The following is an 18,520-nucleotide window of genomic DNA, read 5'->3' on the forward strand; positions in this document are numbered from 1 at the left end:
ACGTTTCCAGAACGAGGTGTGTCATGCTCACGTCCCGTCCGAGCCGTCGGGTCGTTCTCGCCGGTACCGCGGCTGCTGCCGCTGTCACCGCCGTACCGTTTCTCCCCGGGCCCGCGCACGCCGCGGAGAGTGAAGCCGCCGCTCCCGCCTACCGCTGGCGCAACGCCGTCATCGGCGGTACCGGATTCGTCACCGGCGTTCTCTTCCACCCCTCCGTCCGCGGGCTCGCCTACGCCCGTACCGACATCGGCGGCGCCTACCGCTGGGACGACCGTGCCGCGCGCTGGACTCCGCTCACCGATCACCTCGGCTGGGACGACTGGAACCTTCTCGGGGTCGAGGCGATCGCTGTCGATCCCGTTCATCCAGACCGGCTCTACCTCGCCCTCGGCACCTACGCCCAGTCCTGGGCCGGGAACGGGGCCGTTCTGCGGTCCGATGACCGGGGTGCCACCTGGAGCCGCACCGACCTGAGCGTGAAGCTCGGGGCCAATGAGGACGGGCGGGGGGCCGGGGAGCGGTTGCTCGTCGATCCGCGGGACAGCGACACCCTGTGGCTCGGGACCCGGCATGACGGGCTGCTCAAGTCGACCGACAGGGGCGTCACTTGGGCAGCCGTCAGTGGCTTCCCGGCCGCATCCAGCGCCACCGGCCAGGGGGTGGTCTTCCTCGTCGCCGTCGGGCGGGCCGTGTACGCCGGGTGGGGTGACGGGGGCGGGACCTCGGCCAACCTGTTCCGGACCGCCGACGGGACGTCGTGGGAAGCCGTGCCCGGGCAGCCCGGCGGCACCTCCGCCAAGGTGCCGATCCGGGCCGCGTACGACTGCCTCGCCCGCGAGCTGTACGTGACGTACGCCGACGCGCCCGGACCCAACGGGCAGTCCGCCGGCGGTGTGCACAAGCTCGCCGTCCACACCGGCAAGTGGACCGAGGTCACGCCTGTGAAGCCTGGCGGGACCACAGGTGACGGCTCCGCCGACACCTTCGGGTACGGCGGGGTCGCCGTCGATGCCCGGCGGCCCGGCACGGTCGTGGTGTCCACCAACAACCGGTGGGCGGACGGGGACACGGTGTTCCGGACCACCGACGGCGGCCGTACATGGGCGCCCCTCAAGGACGCCGCTGACTTCGACGTGTCCGAGACCCCCTATCTCAAGTGGGGCGCCGATGCACCCAAGTTCGGCTGGTGGATCCAGGCCGTCGCCGTCGACCCGTACGACTCGAAGCACGTGGTGTACGGGACCGGCGCGACCCTCTACGGCACCCGGGATCTGACGCACTGGGCCCCGCAGATCCGCGGCCTGGAGGAGACCGCCGTACGCCGGCTGATCTCGCCCCCGGTCGGGGAGGCGCACCTGATCAGCGGGCTCGGGGACGTCGGCGTGATGTACCACGAGCGGCTCACCGCCTCGCCCTCCCGCGGCATGGCGACGAACCCCGTGTTCGGGTCGGCGACGGGACTCGCGCAGGCCGCGGGCAGGCCGGCGTATGTCGTGCGGACGGGGTGGGGCGACCACGGCAACGGGGCGTACTCGAACGACGGTGGGCGGACCTGGGCGCCCTTCGGGGGCCAGCCCGCCATCGCCAAGGATGCTCCGGGGCCGATCGCCGTCAACGCCGACGGCAGTGTGCTGCTGTGGTCCTTCGTGCACTGGGACGGCACCAAGTACGCCGCCCACCGGTCCGCCGACGGCGGGGCCACCTGGACCGAGATCTCCTCCTTCCCGAAGGGCGCCACGCCGGTCGCCGACCCGGCCGACCCGACGCTCTTCTACGCGTACGACACCGATACGGGAAAGGTACTCGCCAGCACTGACAGTGGCCTCTCCTTCACGGAGCGTGCGGGCGGGCTGCCCGCCGGGGACAGTCAGTTCGAGCTGGTCGCGGCGCCCGGCAGATCCGGTGACCTGTGGCTCTCCGGCAAGTGGAACGGGCTCTATCGGTCCACGGACGGCGGGGCTTCGTTCTCGAAGGTCGCCAGTTGCTGGGCCTCGTACACACTCGGCTTCGGCAAGGCGGCCGACGGTGCCGACTATCCGGCGGTCTACATGGTCGGCTCGACCGAGACCATCACCGCCGTGTACCGGTCCGACGACGGTGCGAAGAGCTGGGTGCGGATCAACGACGACCGGCATCAGTGGGGGTGGATCGGGGAGACCATCACCGGTGACCCGCGTGTGTACGGGCGGGTCTACCTCGCCACCAACGGGCGCGGCATCCAGTACGGGGAGCCGGTGTAATGCCGGACCTGGGCGACGCCACCCGCGGCCGCATCCTCTTCGGCGGCGACTACAACCCCGAGCAGTGGCCCGAGGAGACCTGGCACGAGGACGTCCGGCTGATGAAGGCCGCCCGCGTCAACTCCGTCACCCTCGGCGTCTTCTCCTGGGCCAAGCTCGAACCCCGGCCGGGGGAGCGGGAGTTCGGCTGGCTCGACACCCTCATGGACCTGATGCACGACAACGGCATCGGCGTCGTCCTCGCCACGCCCACCTCCTCGCCACCGCCCTGGCTGGGCCGCCTGCATCCCGAGACCCTGCCTCGCGACGAGGACGGCCGCACGGAGTGGTGGGGCGGGCGGCAACACTTCTCGCACTCCAGCGCCGTCTACCGCCGCTACGCCGCGGCCATCACCGAGGACCTCGCCGCCCGTTACGGCAGCCACCCCGCCCTCACCATGTGGCACATCAACAACGAGTACTGCACCTATGACTGGGGGGACGAGGCCGCCGTCCGCTTCCGGACCTGGTCGAGGGAGAAGTACGGCAGCCTCGACGCCCTCAACTCCGCCTGGGGCACCGCCTTCTGGAGCCAGCGCTACGGCGACTGGGCGGAGGTCCTGCCGCCGCGCCACGCGCACTATCTGAAGAACCCCGGTCAGGTGCTGGACTTCAAACGGTTCACCTCCGACATGCTCCTGGAGTGCTACGTCGCCGAGCGGGACATCGTCCGCCGGCACACCCCCTCCCACATCCCGGTGACCACCAACTTCATGCCGCTGTGGGTCGGTCAGGACGCCTGGCGGTGGGCCGAGGAGGAGGACGTCGTCTCCGTCGACCTCTACCCCGATCCGCGTGATCCGCTGGGTGCACAACACGCCGCTCTCGTGCAGGACATGACCCGCTCGCAGGCCCGTGGGCCCTGGATGCTCATGGAGCAGGCGGCGGGACCGGTGAACTGGCGAGGTGTGAACCACCCCAAACCCCGTGGCCTCAACCGGCTGTGGTCCCTGCAGGCCGTCGCCCGTGGCGCCGACGCCGTCTGCTACTTCCAGTGGCGGCAGTCGAGGCAGGGCGCCGAGAAGTTCCACTCGGGGATGGTCAGCCATGCGGGGGAGCAGGGGCGGACGTACCAGGAAGTGAAGCGGATCGGGGCCGAACTCGCCCGGATCGGCGCCGAGGTGACGGGCAGTCACTCCACCAACGACATCGCGATCCTCCACGACTGGCACTCCTGGTGGGCCGGCGCCCACGAAGGCCGCCTCTCCACCCGCGTCGACCACACCCAGGTCCTCACCGCCTGGCACCGCGCCCTCTGGCAGGCCCACCTCACCACCGACTTCGCCCACCCCGAGCACGACCTCACCGGCTACAAGCTGGTCGTCGTCCCGCAGTCGTACGCCCTCACGGACGCGGCGATCGACAACCTCCTCTCCTACGTCCGCGCCGGCGGCACCCTCGTCAGCGGCTTCCTGACCGGCATCGCCGACGAGGACGACCGGGTGCGCACCGGCGGCATGGACGCCCGGCTGCGCGAGCTGTTCGGCATCCGCACGCTGCACGAGTGGTGGCCGCTGGACGCGGACGAGAGCGTCGAGACCGACGGGTTCCTCGGGACCCTGTGGTCGGAGGAGATCGAGAAGGACGACGACGCCTCGGCGGAGGTCACCTACAAGGGCGGCGAACTCGACGGACTGCCCGCCGTGTTGCGCAAGGGTCGGGCCCGGTATCTCTCCACGCTTCCCGAGCCGGACGCCCTGCGCACCCTCCTCGCCGGGATCGCGGCCGAGGCCGGCGTCCGCCCCGTCCTGCGCGGGCTGCCCGACCAGGTCGAGGCGGTGCGCCGCGGCGATCTGCTGTTCGTGCTCAACCACGGGCGCGAGCCGGTGACCGTCGAGGTGCCGGGCGGTCGTCGTGATCTGTTGACGGGCGCGGTTGTCGCAGGCCAACTCACCCTCGACCGATACGGCGTGGTGGTGTTGCGCCCATGAACACCCCCGCGAACAGTCCGGCGAACGCCCCCGCGACCATCGTCCACGGAACCTGGGAACCCGCCCCCGCCGCCCGCTGGGAGGACGGCTTCCTGAGCGGCAACGGCCATCATGGCGCCCTCGTGTTCGGTGATCCGAACGACGAGCGGGTCGTCGTCACCCACCACACCCTCGTCCGCCCCAACGGCGGCGAGAACGCCCGTCCGCCCCGGCTCGCCGCTCAACTACCGCTGCTGCAGGACCGGTTGCTGGCCGGCGAACTGCATGCCGCCGAGACCTTCACCGACGGCCGCGACCTGCAGTGGGTGCAGCCCTTCCACCCCGCTTTTCAGGTACGGCTGCGCAGAGCGCCCGGCGAGGAGCCGCGCCGCTACCGCCGGTCCGTCGACTTCGCCACCGGCGTCGTGAAGGAGGTCTGCGAGGGCTGGAACAGCCGGGTCTTCGTCTCCCGCGCCGATGACGTGATCGTCCAGCACGTCACCGCCCCCGACCTCGACATCGCCCTCGACCACCGCCTGCCGAACGCCCCCACGGGCCTCGCCGTCGGCGACGGCGCCGTCCTCACCCCCGAGGGCGCCCTGCTCACCCTGCGCGTCCGCTACCCCGGCAGCGACACGGCGTACACCGGCCTGACGCTCGTCGCGGTCACCGGCGGCCGTACGGCACTCACACCCCCCGGCCTCAAGGTCACCGGCGCCGAGTCCGTGCTCCTCCTCACCCGCGTCCTGCGCCACACCGGCGAGCAGGACACTGCCCCCCACGGCCACGCCCTGCGCCAACTGGCCGCCGCGGGCGAGGAGTCGTACGACCGGCTGCTGGCCCGCCACACCACCCTCCACCGCACCGCCTACGAGCGGGTCACCCTCGACCTCGGCGCCGACCCCGCCCAACGCGCCCTCCCCGGCTCCGAGCTGCTGGAGAAGCACCCCGAGGACCCCGCCCTCCTGGAACGACTCTTCGCCGCCGGCCGCTACCACCTGCTCTCCGCGAGCGGCCTCAACCCGCCCCGTCTCACCGGTCTGTGGACCGGCGACTGGAATACCGCCTGGTCCGGCGCCTTCACCAACGACGCCAACCTCAACCTCCAGACGGCCTCCGCCGCGGCCGCCGCCCTCCCCGAAGTGACCGCCGCCCACGCCTCTCTGATCCACCGTCAACTCGTCGACTGGGCCGAGAACGCGCGTACGGTCTTCGGCGCTCGCGGAGTCCTCGCCCCGGCCCACACCGACGGCGAGTCCGGGCTGTCGTACCACTTCAGTCGCGAGTACCCGCTGCACCTGTGGACGGCCGGTGCCGACTGGCTGCTCAAGCCGCTCGTCGACCACGACGAGACCCGCGGCGAGCGCGATCCCCGTACGGCCGACGCGCTCGCCCAAGTCGCCCTGTTCTACGAGGACTTCCTCGGCCGGACGGACGGGGACGGACAGCTGGTCGTCGTCCCGTCCTACTCGCCCGAGAACCGTCCCGCGAACGCCGGTTGGGGCGTGATCAACGCGGCCATGGACCTCTCGGCCGCCCGGCACGCCCTGCTGACCGCCGCCGATCACCACCCGGACACGCCCGACGCGGACCGCTGGCGGGCGCTCGCCGACCGGCTGCCCCCACACCGGATCAACTCCGACGGCGCACTGGCCGAATGGGCCTGGCCCGGCCTCGACGACACCTACGACCACCGTCATCTCAGCCACCTGTACGGGGTCTGGCCGCTGGACGAGATCAACCCGTACGACACCCCGGACCTCGTGGTGGCCGCCCACCGCGCCCTCGAACTGCGCGGCGCCGAGAACGACTCGGCCCACGGTCATCTGCACCACGCCCTGGTCGCCGCCCGGCTGCGCGACGGCGAGCGGGTGGCGCACGCCCTCGGTCAGGTCCTCAAGGGCGACTTCTTCCACGACTCCCTGATGAGCGCCCACTACCCGGACCGCGACGTCTACAACGCCGACGCCGCGCACACCCTGCCCGCCGTGCTCGTCGAGATGCTCGTGCAGTCCACGCCCGACCGGCTGGTTCTGCTGCCCGCGCTCCCGGCGGCGTACTCCACCGGTCAACTCATCGGTGTCCGGACCCGGTTCGGGGCGGATGTCGACCTCACCTGGAGCCCGAGCCGGACGACGGTGGTGATCCGCCCCACCCGGACCCACCGCGTCGACCTCCGGACTTCCTCCGGCACACGACCGCTCGACCTCGTCGCCGGAGAAGACCACGTCCTCACCCTGGGGGCGTGGTAGCCACCCCCGCATTTCCCCCCACCCATGGAAGGGACACCATGGCAACACGCACGCTGAAGCAGAGGATCACCATGGCCGTGCTGGCACCGGCGATGGCCCTCGGCGCCACCGTCGGCCTCGCCTCCGCCCCCGCCTCGGCCGCCGTCTGGAGCTCCTGCGACCAGTGGGGCAACACGACCCTGAACGGCTACACCCTCTACAACAACATCTGGGGCTCCGGCGCCGGCGCCCAGTGCATCTGGGCCAACTCCGGCACCAACTGGGGCGTCAACGCCAACCACCCCAACACCGGCGGCATCAAGTCCTACCCCAACGCCAAGAAGGTGATCAACAAGTCGATCACCTCGCTCGGTTCGCTCTCCAGCGGCTACAACGTCTCCGTCCCGTCGTCCGGCGCGTACAACACGTCGTACGACATCTGGGACACCGGCTACAAGTACGAGATCATGCTCTGGATGAACAAGACCGGAGCCGTCGGCCCGCTCGGCACCTCACAGGGCAACCTCACGCTGGGCGGTCACACCTGGACCGTCTACAAGGGCAACAACGGCTCCAACGACGTGTTCTCGTTCGTCCGCACCTCCAACTCCAGCTCCGGCACGGTCAACGTCCTGCCGATCCTGAAGTGGATCAAGGACACCAAGGGCTGGTTCGGCAACGTGACCATCGGGGACTTCCAGTTCGGCTTCGAGATCACATCCTCGTCCGGCGGACTGGACTTCGTGGTCAACAGCGAGAGTGTCAGCAGCAGTTGACCGATCGGGGTGGGGTTTCATGGACCCATGCGAATCCCCACCCCCCTCCGTATCTCCGCCCTCGCGGCCACAGCGGTGCTCGCCCTGCCGGGCACCGCCACGGCCGCCCCCGCACCGGCCTCTCGGCTGCTGCCGGTCGCCTCCCTCGCCGCCGACCGACTCGCCACCGCCGACCTGGTGGCCGCCGCCAAGTGGGGCACCGACAGCCCCATCGACGACCCGGCCCGCGAACAACAGGTCCTCGACTCCGTAGCCGCCCAGGCCCAGCGGATCGGCGCCGACCCCGACGAGGTCCGCCGCGTCTTCCGCGACCAGATAGAGGCCAACAAGATCGTCCAGCGCGCCCTGTTCGCGGAATGGACGGCCCATCCCGAGCAAGCTCCCACCACCAAGCCCGACCTGAACGTCGTCCGCCAGACGATCAACCGCATCAACGCGGACCTGGTCCAGTCCCTGGCCGACACCACACCGCAGCGCACGGCCCGTACCTGCGGTCCCGAACTCGCCGTCGCGGTCATCGAGGTCCACCACGAGAAACACCCGGACCTGCTGCACACCGCGGCTCTGGCCCGCTCCTTGGTCTCCGTCTGCCGCAACTGACCCAAAGCATTCACAGCGTACGGCCGGTCCCGCGCCCCAAAGGGGTGCGGGACCGTATCGCTGTGCGGCTACCGCCGCGTGGGTGCGACCAGCCACGATGGCGCAGCAGCCGCCGAACGACCTACTCCATCACCCCAATGGGCAACCGCACCCCGTCCCGCAGGAACAGCGGAATCCGATCCAACGGCGCATCCACCGTCACGGCCGCCCCACCCTCATACGTCTCCCCGGTCCACGCGTCGGTCCAACTCGCCCCCGCCGGCAGATACGTCGTCCGAGCCGTCGCCCCAGCCGTCAACACCGGCGCCACCAACAGATCCCGCCCGAAGAGATAGGCGTCGTCGACCGACCAGGCCGCCTGATCCTCAGGAAACTCCAGGAACAGCGGCCGCATCACCGGCAATCCCTCCTCATGTGCCTCCCGCATGACCTCCAGCACATACGGCTTCAACCGCTCCCGCAGCCGCAGATACTTCTCCAGCACGCCGTACGCCTCCTCGCCGTACGACCACACCTCGTTCGGCCCCCCGGTCATCTTCGGACCGAGCGGCATCCCGGGGTCCCGGAACCCATGCAGCCGCATCAGCGGCGACAGCGCGCCGAACTGGAACCACCGGACCATGACCTCCTGATACGCCGGGTCGTCCGGGTCGCCCCCGTGGAAGCCGCCGATGTCCGTGTTCCACCAGGGGATCCCGGACAGCGCGGTGTTGAGTCCGGCCGCGATCTGCCGTCGCAGCGTCGGGAAGTCGGTACCGATGTCACCGGACCACAGCGCGGCACCGTAGCGCTGACTCCCCGCCCACGCCGACCGGTTGAGGGTGACGACCTCCTCGCCCTCGGCGCGCAGGCCCTCGTAGAAGGTGCGGGAGTTCTCGGCCGGGTAGATGTTGCCGACCTCCAGCCCCGGGCCCGCCCGGTACCGCAGGTTCTCCTGGAAGCCGGGCTTCAGCTCGGGCTCGCAGGCATCCAGCCAGAAGGCCGAAATGCCGTACGGCACAAGGTAGTTGTCCCGCACCTTCGACCACACGAACTCACGCGCGTCCGGGTTCGTCGCGTCGTAGAAGGCCACCTGGACCGTCGACGCGACCCCCTTGTCCGGCCAGTCGGCGTGCGCCATCGGACCGTACTGCGTGCCGATGAAGTAGCCGCGCTGCTCCATCACCGGGTGGTTCTCACTCAGCGGCGACACCGACGGCCACACGCTGACCACCAACTTGATGCCCAGCTCCTCCAGTTCACGGACCATCTCCGCCGGGTCGGGCCATTCGCCGAGGTCGAACTTCCACTCACCGAGGTGCGTCCAGTGGAAGAAGTCGCAGACGATCGCCGAGATCGGAAGGCCCCGGCGCTTGTACTCCCGTGCCACGGCGAGGAGTTCGTCCTGTGAGCGATACCGCAGCTTGCACTGCCAGAAGCCCGCCGCCCACTCCGGCAGCATCGGCGTACGGCCCGTCACCGCGCTGTAGCGGCGCTGCCCGTCGGCGGGGCTGCCTGCGGTGATCCAGTAGTCGATCTGCCGGGCCGAGTCGGCCACCCACCGAGTCCCGTTCCCCGCCAGCTCCACGCGGCCGATCGCCGGGTTGTTCCAGAGCAGGGTGTAGCCGCGGCTCGACGACAGCACCGGGATGCCGACCTCCGCGTTGCGCTGCACCAGGTCCAGGACCAGGCCCTTCTGGTCGAGGCGGCCGTGCTGGTGCTGGCCCAGGCCGAACAGCTTCTCGTCGTCGTAGGCGGCGAAGCGCTGCTCCAGGCGGTGGTGGCCGTTGCCGACGGCGGTGTACAGCCGTGACCCCGGCCACCAGAAGTGGGCGCGCTCCTCGGCCAGCACCTCGCTGCCGTCCTCCGTGCGCAGGAAGCGGATCAGGCCCTCGGCGTCGACCTCGACGGTGAGCGCGCCGACGGCCAACTGCCCTTCCCCGTCACCGATCTTGATACTGCTCTCGGTGGCCGGCGCCGTGTCGAGCAGGGCGCCCGGCAGCCCGTCGAGGACCGGGCCGCCGAGCCTGGCCCGCACCCGGACCGCGTCCGGCCCCCACGGCTCGATACGGAGCGTCTCCTGGCGGCCGCTCCACTCCAGCGCGCCGTCCCGCTCGCGGAAGGTGCCGACGGTGGGGGACGACTGGGCGAGGCTGACCTGTGGCTGGTTTTCGGCAGGCTGGTTCACGAAGGGTGCTCCCGAAAGGACATGAGGTGCCCCTCAGGGCACACGAAGAGCGGGGCCGGGAAGTGCGGGATCAGGAAGAGCGGGGTCAGGAAGTGCGGGAGGGCGCGGGTCCCGTGCTCGTCCGCACCGTCAACTCCGGTGCGATGAGCACGACGTCGTCCATACCGCGGCCGTCGAGCTTGGCGACCAGGTGTTCCACGGCGTACCGGCCCATCTCCTGCGCCGGGATGGCGACGGACGTCAGCCGCACCGAGGCCTGCACGGCGACCTGGTCCGGGCAGATCGCCACCACCGACACGTCCTCGGGCACGGCACGCCCCTGCTGGCGCAGCAGGGCCAGCAGCGGCTCCACCGCCGACTCGTTCTGCACGACGAACCCGGAGGTGCCCGGGCGCTCGTCGAGGATGCGGGCGAGTGTGACGGCCATCGCGTCGTACCCGCCCTCGCACGGCCGGTGCAGCAGCCGTACGCCCAGCTCCTGGGCGCGGGACCGGAGTCCGTCGAGCGTGCGCTCGGCGAAACCGGTGTGCCGTTCGTAGACGGCGGGCGCCTCTCCTATGACAGCGATGTCGCGGTGACCGAGCATCGCGAGGTGCTCCACGCACAGCGCACCCGTCGCCCTGAAGTCCAGGTCGACGCAGGTGAGTCCGGTCGTGTCGGCCGGCAACCCGATCAGAACCGACGGTTGATCCGTCCCGCGCAGCAACGGCAGCCGCTCGTCGTCGAGTTCGACGTCCATCAGGATCATCGCGTCGGCGAGCCCGCTGCCGGTCACCCGGCGCACCGCGTCCGGACCCTCCTCGCCGGTCAGCAGCAGGACGTCGTAGCCGTGCGTCCGGGCCGTCGTGGCCACCGCGATGGCGATCTCCATCATCACCGGCACATACATGTCGGTGCGCAGCGGGACCATCAGCGCGATGATGTTCGACCGGCTGCTGGCCAGCGCCCGCGCGCCCGCGTTCGGGTGGTAGCCCAGCTCGCGGATGGACTGCTCGACCCGCTGCCGGGTGGTCGTCGAGATGGACCGCTTGCCACTGAGGACATAACTCACCGTGCTCGCCGAGACTCCGGCGTGCTGGGCGACCTCGGCGAGGGTGACCATCCAGCTCTCCAAGCGGTGTGAAGCGCTTCGACAGTGCGCATGACGTACAGGGGCGGGTGTGAGGGTGGTTCGACACTAGCTCTGGCGAGGGCGGGTGTCCAGAGTCTGTCGAAGCGCTTCGACAGCTTTTCTCCTGCGGGGCGTGTATGAGGCTTGTTCGAAGGATCGTACGGGGATGTCCGCGCCGGCGAGGCAACCTCCGGCGGGTCGGCGGCCACTGAGGGGGCGTAGACGAACCGTCCCCCGGAAGGACCCCCCGATGCAACACCGCAGACCGCGCCTGTCCAAGAAGAGGAAGACCCTCCTCGCCTCCGCGGTCGCCCTCGCGGCAGCCGCCGGTGTCACCGTGGCGCAGGCCGGCGAGACCGACAAGAAGTGCACGGCCTTCGACACGATCACGCTCGGCAAGTACTACGTGAACAACAACCTCTGGAACCAGGACAAGGCCACCGGCTCCCAGTGCGTCTGGGACGACTCCCACTCGGGCTCGACGATCTCCTGGGGCACGAACTACTCCTGGGCCAACAGCGGCAAGGGCACCGACGCGGACGTGAAGTCGTACGCGAGCACGGTCCTCGGCTGGCACTGGGGCTGGAAGGTCGACAAGGCGAGCACCGGGCTGCCGATCCGCGTCGGCGACCGCAAGAAGGTGACCACCACCTGGGACTTCTCGGTCAGCTCGAACCCCGGGACCATCAACGTCTCGTACGACCTCTGGCTGCACGCCAAGAACAACGCGGACTGGCAGGACCAGCCCACCGACGAGATCATGATCTGGCTCAACCGCCAGGGTGGCGCGGGCCCGCTCGGCACCAAGTACGGCAGCGTCAGCCTGGGCGGTTCGATGTGGGACATCTACCAGGGCAACATCGGCTGGAACGTCTACTCCTTCGTCCGCCGCACCAACACCACCAAGGCGACCCTCGACCTGGACGGCTTCACCCAGGCACTCGTTCGGCGCAAGCTGCTCAGCAACGACAAATACCTCTCCGGCATCGAGTCCGGCACCGAGGTTTTCAAGGACACGGGGCGTCTGGACACCAGGACGTACTCCGTCAACATCGGCTGAACGGCTGCACGAAGGGTGGTGAGGGCGCCCGGGATCGGGTACATACGATCGGGTAGCACCCGTCGGTAACCCATTACGGTCCAAGATCCCGATTCGCGGCGAGGTGAGCCTCATGTCCGCCAGCCCCACAGACTCCGCTGGACGTCCTACTGTCTCCGAACGTGAGGCCCGCGAGGTCGCGGAGGCGGCCCGGGAACAGGAGTGGCGCAAGCCCAGCTTCGCCAAGGAATTGTTCCTCGGCCGCTTCCGGCTCGACCTGGTCCACCCGCACCCCACTCCGCCCACGGAGGACGTCCAGCGCGGCGAGGAGTTCCTCGCCAAGCTCCGCGACTTCTGCGAGACGAAGGTCGACGGGGCGCTGATCGAGCGCGAGGCCCGCATCCCCGACGAGGTCGTCAACGGCCTCAAGGAGATCGGCGCCCTCGGCATGAAGATCGACACCAAGTACGGTGGCCTCGGCCTCACCCAGGTGTACTACAACAAGGCCCTCGCGCTGGCCGGTTCGGCCTGCCCGGCGATCGGTGTGCTGCTGTCGGCCCACCAGTCGATCGGCGTACCGCAGCCGCTGAAGCTGTTCGGCACGCAGGAGCAGAAGGAGCAGTTCCTGCCGAGGTGCGCCCGCACCGACATCAGCGCGTTCCTGCTGACCGAGCCGGACGTCGGTTCGGACCCGGCCCGCCTCGCGACATCGGCCGTACCCGACGGGGACGACTACGTCCTCGACGGGGTGAAGCTGTGGACCACCAACGGCGTCGTCGCCGACCTGCTGGTCGTGATGGCGCGGGTGCCCAAGAGCGAGGGCCACAGGGGCGGCATCACCGCCTTCGTCGTCGAGACCAACTCGCCCGGCATCACCGTCGAGAACCGCAACGCCTTCATGGGCCTGCGCGGTATCGAGAACGGCGTCACCCGCTTCCACCAGGTCCGGGTCCCGGCGGTGAACCGCATCGGCCCCGAGGGCGCCGGTCTCAAGATCGCGCTCACCACCCTCAACACCGGCCGGCTCTCCCTCCCCGCCTCCTGCGTGGCCGCGGGCAAGTGGTGCCTGAAGATCGCCCGTGAGTGGTCGGCGGCGCGCGAGCAGTGGGGCAAGCCGATCGCCCACCACGAGGCCGTCGGTGCGAAGATCTCCTTCATCGCGGCGACGACGTTCGCACTGGAGGCCGTACTGGATCTTTCGAGCCAGATGGCCGACGAGAACCGCAACGACATCCGCATCGAGGGCGCGCTCGCCAAGCTCTACGCCTCCGAGATGGGCTGGCTGATCGCCGACGAGCTGGTCCAGATCCGCGGCGGCCGCGGCTTCGAGACGGCGGCCTCCCTCGCCGCCCGCGGGGAACGCGCGGTCCCGGCCGAGCAGGTCCTGCGCGACCTCCGTATCAACCGCATCTTCGAGGGCTCGACGGAGATCATGCACCTCCTGATCGCCCGCGAGGCGGTGGATGCGCACCTGTCGGTCGCCGGCGACCTGATCGACCCCGAGAAGTCCCTCCAGGACAAGGCGAAGGCGGGCGCCAACGCGGGCGTCTTCTATGCCAAGTGGCTCCCGAAGCTGGTCGCGGGACCGGGTCAACTCCCGGTCTCCTACGGAGAGTTCAAGCACCAGGTCGACCTCTCGCCGCATCTGCGCTTCGTCGAACGCCACTCCCGCAAGCTCGCCCGCTCCACCTTCTACGCCATGTCCCGCTGGCAGGGAAAGATGGAGACCAAGCAGGGTTTCCTGGGCCGCATCGTCGACATCGGCGCCGAACTGTTCGCGATGAGCGCGGCCTGCGTCCGTGCCGAACTCCTGCGCAGCCAGGGTGAGCACGGCCGCGAGGCCTACCAGCTCGCCGACGTCTTCTGCCGCCAGGCCCGCATCCGCGTCGAGGAGCTCTTCAACCGGCTGTGGACCAACACGGACGACCTCGACCGCAAGCTCGTCAAGGGCGTCATGTCGGGCACGTACGCATGGCTGGAGGAGGGCATCGTCGATCCGTCGGGCGAGGGCCCGTGGATCGCGGACGCGACACCGGGGCCCTCGGAGAAGGAGAACGTGCACCGGCCGATCGGGTGAGCGACAGATGACGGTGCGTTCCCCCCGGATCCCCCCGAGGGGGGGACGCGCTGTCCTCACACACCGTCCTTACGGCCACAATGGAGGGATGAGCGACAGTCCAGCCCCCCTCGCCGACCCGCATCTCGTCTACGACCCCGTGGCGGGCAGCGGTCCCAAGGACGTGGTGATCCTCGGCTCCACCGGGTCGATCGGCACCCAGGCCATCGACCTCGTGCTGCGCAACCCCGACCGCTTCCGGGTCACCGCGCTCTCCGCCAACGGCGGCCGGGTCGCCCTCCTCGCCGAGCAGGCGCACCGGCTCCGGGTACGGACCGTCGCGGTCGCCCGCGAGGACGTCGTACCGCAGCTGCGCGAGGCGCTGAGCGGCCTCTACGGCGCAGGGGAGCCGCTCCCCGAGATCCTGGCCGGCCACGACGCGGCGACCCGGCTCGCCGCCTCCGACTGCCACACCGTCCTGAACGGCATCACCGGCTCCATCGGCCTCGCCCCGACCCTCGCCGCCCTGGAGGCGGGGCGCACCCTCGCGCTCGCCAACAAGGAGTCGCTCATCGTCGGCGGCCCGCTGGTCAAGGCGCTCGCCAAGCCGGGGCAGATCATCCCGGTCGACTCGGAGCACGCGGCGCTGTTCCAGGCGCTCGCGGCCGGTACGAGGGCGGACGTACGGAAGCTGGTGGTGACGGCGTCCGGCGGTCCGTTCCGCGGTCGTACGAAGGCGGAGCTGGCGCATGTGACGGTCGAGGACGCCCTCGCGCACCCCACCTGGGCCATGGGCCCGGTGATCACGATCAACTCGGCGACCTTGGTCAACAAGGGGCTGGAGGTGATCGAGGCGCACCTTCTGTATGACATTCCCTTCAGCCGCATTGAGGTGGTCGTACACCCTCAGTCGTATGTCCACTCGATGATTGAGTTCACGGACGGATCGACGATCGCCCAGGCGACGCCCCCCGACATGCGGGGGCCGATCGCCATCGGCCTCGGCTGGCCCGAGCGCGTCCCGGACGCGGCACCGGCCTTCGACTGGAGCAAGGCGTCTACATGGGAGTTCTTCCCGCTCGACAATGACGCGTTCCCGTCGGTCGACCTCGCGAGGCACGTGGGGGAGCTCGCGGGCACCGCCCCGGCGGTGTTCAATGCGGCCAACGAGGAGTGCGTGGAGGCGTTCCGCACCGGCGCGCTGCCCTTCAACGGGATCATGGAGACCGTCACGCGGGTGGTCGAGGAGCACGGCACTCCGCGTACGGGAACCTCCCTCACCGTGTCGGACGTCCTCGAAGCGGAGACCTGGGCGAGGGCCCGGGCCCGCGAACTGACAGCGCAGACGACGACGGCGACCGCGGAGGCGCGTGCATGACGACCTTGATGATGATCCTCGGCATAGTCGTCTTCGCCTTCGGCCTGCTGGTCTCGATCGCGTGGCACGAGCTGGGGCACCTGTCCACGGCCAAGCTCTTCGGCATCCGCGTGCCCCAGTACATGGTCGGCTTCGGGCCGACGATCTGGTCGCGGAAGAAGGGCGACACCGAGTACGGGTTCAAGGCCATCCCGTTCGGCGGCTACATCCGCATGATCGGCATGTTCCCGCCGGGACCCGACGGCAGGCTCGAGGCCCGCTCCACCTCCCCCTGGCGGGGCATGATCGAGGACGCCCGCTCGGCGGCCTTCGAGGAGCTGAAGCCGGGCGACGAGACCCGCCTCTTCTACACCCGGGCCCCGTGGAAGCGGGTCATCGTGATGTTCGCGGGCCCCTTCATGAACCTGATCCTGGCCGTGGCGCTGTTCCTCACGGTCCTGATGGGCTTCGGCATCTCCCAGCAGACGACGACGGTCAGCTCGGTCTCGCAGTGTGTGATCGCGCAGAGCCAGAACCGGGACACCTGCAAGAAGAGCGACCCGGCGTCGCCGGCCGCGGCGGCGGGCCTGAAGGCCGGCGACAAGATCGTCTCCTTCGACGGTGTCAGGACGGACGACTGGAACAGGCTCTCCGACCTGATCCGCTCCACCCCCGGCAAGTCGGTCCCGATCATCGTCGACCGCAAGGGCAAGGAGGTCACCCTCCACGCCACGATCGCCACCAACCAGGTCGCCAAGAAGGACTCCAGCGGCCAGATCGTCCAGGGGCAGTACGTCAAGGCCGGCTTCCTCGGCTTCAGCGCGGCCACCGGCATCGTCCAGCAGAACTTCGGCGAGTCGGTGACGTGGATGGGTGACCGGGTCGGCGACGCCGTCGACTCCATCGCGAGCCTGCCCGGCAAGATCCCCGGCCTCTGGGACGCGGCCTTCGGAGACGGCAAGCGGGCGCCCGACTCCCCGATGGGCGTGGTCGGCGCGGCCCGAGTGGGCGGCGAGATCTTCACCCTGGACATCCCGGCCACCCAGCAGTTGGCGATGTTCGTCATGCTGGTCGCCGGCTTCAACCTCTCCCTGTTCCTCTTCAACATGCTCCCGCTGCTCCCTCTGGACGGCGGCCACATCGCGGGCGCCCTGTGGGAGTCCCTGAGGCGCAGCGTGGCAAAGGTCCTCCGCCGCCCGGACCCCGGCCCGTTCGACGTGGCGAAGCTGATGCCAGTCGCCTATGTGGTGGCCGGGATCTTCGTCTGCTTCACCCTCCTCGTCCTTGTGGCGGACGTGGTTAACCCGGTGAAAATCACCTAGTCACCAGGAGTTCGCGGCGGCCCGGGACCCTTGGTTCCGGGCCGCCTCCTTATGGGTGGGGTGATGAGTGGGATGTGCTCGGGCCTGTGTGCGTGCCGTAATCTCGAAGCCTGGAGCCCGTTGTTCCGGGACCGGACCTTGATCCACGACTTGGGGTTGCACAGCAGATGACTGCGATTTCTCTCGGCATGCCGTCCGTTCCGACCAAGATCGCCGAACGGCGCAAGAGCCGGCAGATCCAGGTCGGGTCCGTGGCGGTGGGCGGCGACGCCCCGGTGTCCGTGCAGTCGATGACCACGACCCGTACCTCCGACATCGGCGCGACGCTCCAGCAGATCGCCGAGCTGACGGCCTCCGGCTGCCAGATCGTGCGCGTGGCCTGCCCCACGCAGGACGACGCGGACGCGCTCGCGACCATCGCCAAGAAGTCCCAGATCCCGGTCATCGCCGACATCCACTTCCAGCCCAAGTACGTCTTCGCGGCCATCGAGGCCGGCTGCGCGGCCGTCCGCGTCAACCCCGGCAACATCAAGCAGTTCGACGACAAGGTCAAGGAGATCGCGCGGGCCGCCAAGGACCACGGCACGCCGATCCGCATCGGGGTCAACGCCGGTTCGCTCGACAGGCGCCTGCTGCAGAAGTACGGCAAGGCCACCCCGGAGGCCCTCGTCGAGAGCGCCCTGTGGGAGGCGTCCCTCTTCGAGGAGCACGACTTCCGGGACATCAAGATCTCCGTCAAGCACAACGACCCGGTCGTGATGATCGAGGCGTACCGGCAGCTCGCCGCCCAGTGCGAGTACCCGCTGCACCTCGGCGTGACCGAGGCCGGCCCGGCGTTCCAGGGCACGATCAAGTCGGCCGTCGCCTTCGGTGCCCTCCTCTCCCAGGGCATCGGCGACACCATCCGCGTCTCCCTCTCGGCCCCGCCGGTCGAGGAGGTCAAGGTCGGCAACCAGATCCTGGAGTCCCTGAACCTCAAGCAGCGCGGTCTGGAGATCGTCTCCTGCCCGTCCTGCGGCCGCGCCCAGGTCGACGTCTACAAGCTCGCCGAGGAGGTCACGGCGGGTCTGACCGGCATGGAGGTCCCGCTCCGCGTCGCCGTCATGGGCTGTGTCGTCAACGGCCCGGGCGAGGCCCGCGAGGCCGACCTCGGCGTCGCCTCCGGCAACGGCAAGGGCCAGATCTTCGTCAAGGGCGAGGTCATCAAGACGGTCCCCGAGTCCAAGATCGTCGAAACCCTCATCGAGGAGGCCATGAAGCTGGCCGAGCAGATGGAAGCGGCCGGCGTGACCTCGGGCGAGCCGTCGGTGTCGGTCGCCGACTGAGACGTCGTATCGAACGGGCGGGGCCGAACGGTCCCGCCCTCGCCGTCCCTGCGTGAGCAGCCGGAATCCCGGCTGCCGTACCGGCGGTGACACGGTCCACCTGCCCGTCGCGGAAGGCGACCGCGTCCACGGCGTGCGCGGGCGTGAACCGGATCGGTGACTCCTGGTCCCCGTGATCGCCGTGCTCCGCCTCGAAGGTCTCCACGTCACCGGCACCCGGACCCGTGACGGAGACCAGGAACGGCCGCGCCCCGTCGGCACCGTCCGTGTCCGCGCGCCAGAGGGACAGGACCACTCACACCGCACAACCTAATCCCTTGACAGCTCCGATGTATGGCGGGAAGTTA

Annotated in this window: 12 protein-coding genes; 10 read left to right on the plus strand and 2 right to left on the minus strand. The window is 69.7% G+C overall.

Annotated elements, in window-relative coordinates; translation table 11 throughout:
• Positions 1 to 23 precede the first annotated feature (23 nt).
• From ACWC09_RS15660 to ACWC09_RS15680, 5 genes are read left to right on the plus strand one after another with little or no spacing between them, the layout of a single operon-like run.
• Entirely contained in the window at positions 24 to 2,240 is a 2,217-nt protein-coding gene (locus ACWC09_RS15660) for a 1,4-beta-glucanase (protein ID WP_450851073.1), read from the plus strand.
• The gene (locus ACWC09_RS15665; RefSeq protein WP_450851074.1) at positions 2,240 to 4,210 is read left to right on the plus strand and encodes a beta-galactosidase; all 1,971 of its coding nucleotides are present in this window, start codon (positions 2,240 to 2,242) and stop codon (positions 4,208 to 4,210) included. Before ACWC09_RS15660 ends, ACWC09_RS15665 begins: the two co-directional genes overlap by 1 nt.
• Positions 4,207 to 6,441, plus strand: coding sequence for a glycosyl hydrolase family 95 catalytic domain-containing protein (locus tag ACWC09_RS15670; protein ID WP_450851075.1), 2,235 nt, complete (start codon positions 4,207 to 4,209; stop codon positions 6,439 to 6,441). The genes ACWC09_RS15665 and ACWC09_RS15670 overlap by 4 nt, the downstream gene beginning before the upstream one ends.
• A 38-nt stretch (positions 6,442 to 6,479) precedes the next feature.
• Entirely contained in the window at positions 6,480 to 7,196 is a 717-nt protein-coding gene (locus ACWC09_RS15675; protein WP_450851076.1) for a glycoside hydrolase family 12 protein, read from the plus strand.
• A gap of 27 nt (positions 7,197 to 7,223) precedes the next feature.
• Positions 7,224 to 7,796 (plus strand): chorismate mutase, encoded by a 573-nt coding sequence (locus ACWC09_RS15680; protein WP_450851077.1) that lies wholly within the window; start codon positions 7,224 to 7,226, stop codon positions 7,794 to 7,796.
• Between the two features lie 121 nt (positions 7,797 to 7,917).
• On the opposite strand, the gene ACWC09_RS15685 is transcribed toward ACWC09_RS15680, so the two are convergent.
• Together ACWC09_RS15685 and ACWC09_RS15690 are read right to left on the minus strand one after the other, a co-directional pair.
• Positions 7,918 to 9,963 carry a glycoside hydrolase family 31 protein gene (locus ACWC09_RS15685; protein ID WP_450851078.1) on the minus strand — a complete coding sequence of 682 codons (2,046 nt, stop codon included), beginning with the start codon at positions 9,961 to 9,963 and terminating at the stop codon, positions 7,918 to 7,920.
• Between the two features lie 85 nt (positions 9,964 to 10,048).
• Positions 10,049 to 11,065, minus strand: coding sequence for a LacI family DNA-binding transcriptional regulator (locus ACWC09_RS15690; protein ID WP_450851079.1), 1,017 nt, complete (start codon positions 11,063 to 11,065; stop codon positions 10,049 to 10,051).
• 259 nt (positions 11,066 to 11,324) lie between these two features.
• Here ACWC09_RS15690 and ACWC09_RS15695 point away from each other — a divergent pair, with 259 nt between their 5' ends.
• From ACWC09_RS15695 to ispG, 5 genes are all read left to right on the plus strand, one after another.
• Entirely contained in the window at positions 11,325 to 12,134 is an 810-nt protein-coding gene (locus ACWC09_RS15695) for a GH12 family glycosyl hydrolase domain-containing protein (RefSeq protein WP_450851080.1), read from the plus strand.
• A 112-nt stretch (positions 12,135 to 12,246) separates the two neighbouring features.
• Entirely contained in the window at positions 12,247 to 14,190 is a 1,944-nt protein-coding gene (locus ACWC09_RS15700; RefSeq protein WP_450851081.1) for an acyl-CoA dehydrogenase family protein, read from the plus strand.
• Positions 14,191 to 14,278: 88 nt separating this feature from the next.
• Positions 14,279 to 15,547, plus strand: coding sequence for a 1-deoxy-D-xylulose-5-phosphate reductoisomerase (gene dxr, locus ACWC09_RS15705; protein ID WP_450851082.1), 1,269 nt, complete (start codon positions 14,279 to 14,281; stop codon positions 15,545 to 15,547).
• A gap of 8 nt (positions 15,548 to 15,555) precedes the next feature.
• A complete protein-coding gene (locus ACWC09_RS15710) occupies positions 15,556 to 16,848 on the plus strand; it encodes a M50 family metallopeptidase (protein WP_450851157.1) in 1,293 nt (430 codons plus the stop codon).
• Positions 16,849 to 17,015: 167 nt separating this feature from the next.
• Positions 17,016 to 18,173 carry a flavodoxin-dependent (E)-4-hydroxy-3-methylbut-2-enyl-diphosphate synthase gene (gene ispG, locus ACWC09_RS15715; RefSeq protein ID WP_450851083.1) on the plus strand — a complete coding sequence of 386 codons (1,158 nt, stop codon included), beginning with the start codon at positions 17,016 to 17,018 and terminating at the stop codon, positions 18,171 to 18,173.
• The last annotated feature ends 347 nt before the right edge of the window (positions 18,174 to 18,520 follow it).

The organism is Streptomyces sp. NPDC001617, from assembly GCF_053596855.1.

Coding starts and splice junctions, on each gene's coding strand:
- ACWC09_RS15710 (WP_450851157.1), top strand. CDS start 15,556: ATGATGATCCTCGGCATAGTCGTCTTCGCCTTCGGCCTGCTGGTCTCG.
- ACWC09_RS15695 (WP_450851080.1), top strand. CDS start 11,325: ATGCAACACCGCAGACCGCGCCTGTCCAAGAAGAGGAAGACCCTCCTC.
- ACWC09_RS15700 (WP_450851081.1), top strand. CDS start 12,247: ATGTCCGCCAGCCCCACAGACTCCGCTGGACGTCCTACTGTCTCCGAA.
- ACWC09_RS15670 (WP_450851075.1), top strand. CDS start 4,207: ATGAACACCCCCGCGAACAGTCCGGCGAACGCCCCCGCGACCATCGTC.
- ACWC09_RS15690 (WP_450851079.1), bottom strand. CDS start 11,065: ATGGTCACCCTCGCCGAGGTCGCCCAGCACGCCGGAGTCTCGGCGAGC.
- ACWC09_RS15675 (WP_450851076.1), top strand. CDS start 6,480: ATGGCAACACGCACGCTGAAGCAGAGGATCACCATGGCCGTGCTGGCA.
- ACWC09_RS15680 (WP_450851077.1), top strand. CDS start 7,224: ATGCGAATCCCCACCCCCCTCCGTATCTCCGCCCTCGCGGCCACAGCG.
- ACWC09_RS15660 (WP_450851073.1), top strand. CDS start 24: ATGCTCACGTCCCGTCCGAGCCGTCGGGTCGTTCTCGCCGGTACCGCG.
- ACWC09_RS15665 (WP_450851074.1), top strand. CDS start 2,240: ATGCCGGACCTGGGCGACGCCACCCGCGGCCGCATCCTCTTCGGCGGC.
- ispG (WP_450851083.1), top strand. CDS start 17,016: ATGACTGCGATTTCTCTCGGCATGCCGTCCGTTCCGACCAAGATCGCC.
- dxr (WP_450851082.1), top strand. CDS start 14,279: ATGAGCGACAGTCCAGCCCCCCTCGCCGACCCGCATCTCGTCTACGAC.